General features: G+C 68.4%; 6 protein-coding genes. 5 read left to right on the forward strand and 1 reads right to left on the reverse strand.

From position 1 onward, the window contains the following. Positions 1-48: 48 nt before the first annotated feature. Together RSO01_RS16565 and RSO01_RS16570 are read left to right on the forward strand one after the other, a co-directional pair. Positions 49-1,050, forward strand: a complete 1,002-nt coding sequence (locus tag RSO01_RS16565; protein ID WP_147150230.1) for an ABC transporter ATP-binding protein — start codon at positions 49-51, stop codon at positions 1,048-1,050. Then, complete coding sequence (locus RSO01_RS16570; RefSeq protein WP_147150231.1) at positions 1,047-2,105, forward strand: ABC transporter ATP-binding protein; 1,059 nt, start codon at positions 1,047-1,049, stop codon at positions 2,103-2,105. Before RSO01_RS16565 ends, RSO01_RS16570 begins: the two co-directional genes overlap by 4 nt. A 45-nt stretch (positions 2,106-2,150) precedes the next feature. On the opposite strand, the gene RSO01_RS16575 is transcribed toward RSO01_RS16570, so the two are convergent. Beyond that, positions 2,151-2,792: a glutathione S-transferase family protein gene (locus RSO01_RS16575; protein WP_147150232.1), complete on the reverse strand. Its 642-nt coding sequence runs from the start codon at positions 2,790-2,792 to the stop codon at positions 2,151-2,153. Positions 2,793-2,893: 101 nt separating this feature from the next. On the opposite strand from RSO01_RS16575, the gene RSO01_RS16580 reads away from it, so the two are divergent. The 3 genes from RSO01_RS16580 to RSO01_RS16590 are packed head-to-tail and all read left to right on the forward strand — an operon-like array spanning position 2,894 to position 5,295. Next, positions 2,894-3,340 carry a cupin domain-containing protein gene (locus tag RSO01_RS16580; RefSeq protein WP_170303117.1) on the forward strand — a complete coding sequence of 149 codons (447 nt, stop codon included), beginning with the start codon at positions 2,894-2,896 and terminating at the stop codon, positions 3,338-3,340. Further along, positions 3,337-4,143 carry a TIGR03084 family metal-binding protein gene (locus RSO01_RS16585; RefSeq protein WP_147150234.1) on the forward strand — a complete coding sequence of 269 codons (807 nt, stop codon included), beginning with the start codon at positions 3,337-3,339 and terminating at the stop codon, positions 4,141-4,143. The genes RSO01_RS16580 and RSO01_RS16585 overlap by 4 nt, the downstream gene beginning before the upstream one ends. A gap of 12 nt (positions 4,144-4,155) precedes the next feature. Continuing rightward, entirely contained in the window at positions 4,156-5,295 is a 1,140-nt protein-coding gene (locus RSO01_RS16590; protein ID WP_147150235.1) for an epoxide hydrolase family protein, read from the forward strand. Positions 5,296-5,313: the final 18 nt, after the last annotated feature.

A 5,313-nucleotide genomic window follows, 5' to 3' on the forward strand; every position in this document is an offset into this window, starting at 1 on the left:
TCCAGGCCCGCATCATGATCATGAGCGGGCCTGGAGGCCCGCGCTCCCATGAGCCTCCTCGAAGTCAAAGATCTGCGCACCGAGTTCCGGTCGGGCGGCAGCGTGTTCGCGGCGGTCGACGGCGTCTCCTTCTCCCTCGCACCCGGCGAGACGCTGGGCATCGTGGGCGAATCGGGTTGCGGCAAGTCGGTGACGTCGCTCTCGATCATGCGCCTGGTGCCCAACCCGCCCGGCCGCATCGCTAGCGGCGAGATCAGGCTGGAGGGCCGCAACCTCCTCGACCTGCCCGAGAGCGAGATGCGCGCCATCCGCGGCGATGCCGTGTCGATGATCTTCCAGGAGCCGATGACCAGCCTCAACCCGGTCCAGACCGTGGGCGAGCAGATCATCGAGGCGATCCGCCTGCATCGCGCCGTGACGGCCGCCGAGGCGCGCAGCCGCGCCCTGGAAATGCTGCGGCTGGTGAAGATCCCCTCACCCGAGACCCGGCTCGACGAATATCCGCACCAGCTCTCCGGCGGCATGCGCCAGCGCGTCATGATCGCCATGGCGCTCGCCTGCGACCCCAAGATCCTGATCGCCGACGAGCCGACCACCGCCCTCGACGTCACCATCCAGGCCCAGATCCTCGATCTCCTGCGTGACCTGCGCGAGCGCACGGGCACGGCCATCATGCTGATCACCCACGATCTCGGCGTCGTCGCCGAGGTCGCCCATCGGGTGATCGTCATGTACGCCGGCCGCATCGTCGAGGAGGCGCCGGTCGGCCCTCTGTTCGCCGATCCCCAGCATCCCTATACACTTGGCCTCCTGGGCTCCATCCCGCGGCTCGGCAGCGACGGTGACGAGCGCCTGCAGGCGATCGAAGGCGTCGTGCCCAATCCCTTCGCCCTGCCCGCGGGTTGCCGCTTCAGCCCGCGCTGCCCGCTGGCCGACGCGCGGTGCAAGGCCGAGCAGCCGGTGCTGCGCGAGATCGCGCCGGGCCACCGCGCCGCATGTTGGAAGGCGCCGCTCGACCTTGTCCTTCCCACGGCGGCCGCCGCGTCATGAGCGAAGCGCTGCTCTCCGTCTCGGGCCTCACCAAGCATTTTCCGGTGAAGCGCGGCATCGTCTTCCAGAGCGCGGTGGGCACCGTGCGCGCCGTCGACGGCCTCAGCTTCGACGTGGCGCCGGGCGAGACGCTGGCGCTGGTCGGCGAATCGGGCTGCGGCAAGTCGACGACCGGCCGCATGGTGCTGCGCCTGATCGAGGCGACGGAAGGCACGATCCGCTTCGCCGGCCGCGATGTGCGTGCGCTGAACCGCGGCGCGCTGCGCGACCTGCGCCGCGACATGCAGATCATCTTCCAGGATCCGTATGCCTCGTTGAACCCGCGTCTTACCGTGGGCGACACCCTGGCCGAGCCGCTGCGCCTGCATGGTCTGGCGTCGGGCGCCGCGCTGCGCCAGCGCATCGACCAGCTTTTGGGCGAAGTCGGCTTGTCGGCCTGGCACGCGCTGCGCTATCCGCACGAATTCTCCGGTGGCCAGCGCCAGCGCATCGGCATCGCGCGGGCGCTGGCCTCGCACCCCAAGCTGATCGTCTGCGACGAGCCGGTGTCGGCGCTCGACGTCTCGATCCAGGCGCAGGTCATCAACCTCCTGCAGGACCTCAAGCGGAAGCTGGGCCTCTCCTACATCTTCATCGCCCACGATCTCGCGGTGGTGCGCCACATCAGCGACCGCGTTGCCGTCATGTACCTCGGCAAGATCGTCGAGCTGGCATCCAAGAAGAGCCTGTTCGCCATGCCGCGCCATCCCTACACCCAGGCGCTCTTGTCGGCCGTGCCGGTGCCCGATCCCACCGCCCAGCGCGCGCGTATCCGGCTGGCAGGCGACGTGCCGAGCCCCCTCAACCCGCCTCCCGGCTGCCGCTTCCACACCCGCTGCGCCTACGCCCAGGACCGCTGCCGCAAGGAAGAGCCATTGCTGCGCCCCGTCGGCGCGCAAGGCCAGGTCGTCGCCTGCCACTTCGCCGAGAGCATCACAGCCCCCGCCCTCGTGCCGGAAGCTGAGCCGCCCTACGCCCGCCGGCTGGCGGCGTTGCGCAAGCTTGCGGCTGCTTAGCCGCCCGCTGTCATCCCGAGCGAAGCGAGGGACCTTTCCTGTTGCCTAAAGGCCCCTCGCTTCGCTCGGGGTGACAGGTACGACGTAATCTGCAGGATACGTCTCCTTGAACGCCGGCAGCGCCTCGCAGCGATCGGAGACGGCGTCGAGCGTCGGGTAGCGGCCGACCGGCAGCAGATCGTGAACGGCAAGCCGGACGTAACGCATCATGCAGGCGGTCGTGATCCAAGGCTGACTCAGGCGCTCGTCGGCCGGCCATGACAGTCGCGCCAGCGCGGCCAACCCACCCTCGGCCTGGGTGCGGCAGCGCGCGATCCAGTCGGGCCAGCGATAGCGCTCAGGCCGGACCAGGCGCTCGTAGCCGATGCCCATGACCTTGTCGATCGTGCCGCTCGCCAGGGCGATCCGCTGCAGCGCCTGTTGGCGGGCCGGTCCGTTGGCCGCAAGCAGCGCACGCTCCGGTCCGACCTGCTGGTCGAGCCAATCGAGGATCGCACCCGAATCGATCAGCGTCGTGCCGTCATCCACGATCAGCGAGGGAATGCGGCCCAGCGGATTGGTGGTCCGCATGGAATCGAAGTCGCCGAAGACCGAGCGCGTGTCGTGCTCGAAGTCGAAGCCGAGCAGGCGCAGGCTGACCGCGACGCGGCGCGTATAGGGCGAGTCGTACTGTCCAACGAGAATCATGTCGCAATTCTAGGACGGTTTCGCGCCTCGGCTCCACCGCTGGACTCGCCGCCGACGGCTCTTCAGAGTCGACGTCAACCAAGACGCGGATGGAGGGATGGATGGCGCTTCCCCAGGACATACGACCGGTGAACAACGAGCTCGCCGATTCGATCACGCGCTCGTCGGAGATCCCCTGGATCGAGACCAAGCCCGGCCAGGCCTGGACCAAGGTGCTGTGGGTCGGGCCTGAGTCCGGCCGCTGGGCCGTGCTGCTGAAATGGAAGAAGGGCTACGTCGCGCCGCCGCACAAGCACCTGTCGGCCGCCTTCGCCTTCGTGCTCTCGGGCAAGCTGCAGGTCCGCGACAACACCTACAATGCCGGAGACTTCCTGCACGAGGTCAACGGCATGGTGCACGGCGCCACGACAGCGCTCGAGGATACCGAGTACCTCTTCTTCTGCGACGGGCCTGTCCTGTTTTTCGACAAGGACGGCTTCACCGGCTATCGCGGTTGGGAGGAAGTGCTGCGCCTGCAGCAGTCGGCGGCCAAGCAAGCTGCGGAATGATCCAGCAGGTCGACGACTTTCGCGCCGAAAGCGCCGAGCTTCACCAGCTGCTGAACGGGCTCGGCGACGGCGACTGGGCGCGCGCCACCCAGTTCAAGGCCTGGACGATCGACGACATCGTCCGCCATCTGCACATGGGCGACACCATGGCGCTCGCCTCGGCGTCCGATCCCGCCGCGTTCACGGCGCTGATGGCCGATATCCAGGCCGAGCGCAAAAAGGGACTGAGCCGCATCGACGAGACGCGGCAGCGGCTGAATGGCCTCTGCGGACGTCCCCTGCTCCAACGCTGGCACGAAACCGCCGGGCGGCTGTGCGACGCGCTGGCCGAGAAGCCTGCCGACGCACGCCTGAAATGGGCCGGACCGGACATGGGCGTGCGCATGTTCACGACCGCGCGCCAGATGGAGACCTGGTCGCACGCCCAGGCGATCTACGACCTTTTAGGTATCGAGCGGCCGGCCGCGTCGCCGCGTCTGCGCAACATCGCCGAGATCGGCGTGCGCACCTTCGGCTGGGCCTATCGCAATCGCGGCCTGCCCGTGCCACCCATTGCGCCGTCGGTCCGCCTCGACACGCCGTTCGGCGAGACCTGGGAGTGGAAGGCGTCCGACAGCGATACGGTCGAGGGCGACGCCATCGCCTTCTGCCAGGTCGTCACCCAGACACGCAACATCGCCGACACGTCGGTTTCGGTCCGCGGCGAAACGGCCAGGGACTGGATGGCCATCGTCCAATGCTTCGCCGGTCAGCCCGAGACACCGCCGCCGCCTGGCACCCGCTACCGCCAGCCCGATGACTAGAGAGGCCATCCCATGAGCGCCATCAGCCCCTTCCGCATCGCCGTCGGCGACGACGTGCTCGACGACCTGAAGACTAGGCTGCGCCGTACGCGCTGGCCCGAGGCCGAGCTGGTTTCCGACTGGAGCCAGGGCGTGCCGCGGCAATGGATCGAAGAGGTCTGCCGCTACTGGGCCGACGGCTACGACTGGAAGAAGCGCGAGGCGCTGCTCAATCGCTTCCCGCAGTTCACGACGGCGATCGACGGGCTCGACATCCACTTCGTGCATGCGCGCTCGCCGCATCCCCAGGCCATGCCGCTCCTCATCACCCATGGCTGGCCCGGCTCCATCGTCGAGTTCCATAAGGTGATCGAGCCGCTGGTCGATCCGGTGGCCCATGGCGGTGACGCGGCCGATGCCTTCCACGTCGTCTGTCCGTCGCTCCCCGGCTTTGGCTTCTCGAGCAAGCCAACCGGCACCGGCTGGGGCATCGATCGCATCGCCGGCACCTGGGCCAAGTTGATGGATCGCCTGGGCTATGCCCGTTACGGCGCGCAGGGCGGCGACTGGGGCTCGGCGGTGACGACGGCGATCGGCGCGCTCGATGCGGCGCACTGCGCCGGCATCCACATCACCCTCGCCATGTCGACGCGGCCCAACGTGGTGGGCGAGCCGACGCCCGAGGAGGCGCGCGCCCTCAAAGGCATCAAGCACTATGCCGACTGGGACTCGGGCTACTCCAAGCAGCAGTCGACGCGGCCGCAGACGCTGGCCTACGGCCTCACCGATTCGCCGGCCGGCCAGGCCGCGTGGATCCTGGAGAAGTTCTGGGCCTGGACCGATTGCGATGGCCATCCCGAGAACATCCTCAGCCGCGACGAGCTTCTGGACAACGTCATGCTCTACTGGGTGACCGCCACGGCCGGCTCGTCGGCCCGCCTGTACTGGGAGAGCTTTGGGCCCGAGCGGCGGTCCGTCCACAAGGTCGGCGTGCCGACCGGGGTCGCGGCGTTTCCCAAGGAGATCGTGACGCCGGTGCGGCGCTGGATGGAGGCGAACTTCAGCAACATCCGGCACTGGAGCGAGATGGCCAAGGGCGGCCATTTCGCCGCCTTCGAGCAGCCCGAGCTGTTCGTGAACGACGTCCGGACGTTCTTCAGGAAGCTGAGATAGCGCTGGGGGCGCGCCACT

Source organism: Reyranella soli, from assembly GCF_007992495.1.
In the GTDB taxonomy this organism is placed as follows: domain Bacteria; phylum Pseudomonadota; class Alphaproteobacteria; order Reyranellales; family Reyranellaceae; genus Reyranella; species Reyranella soli.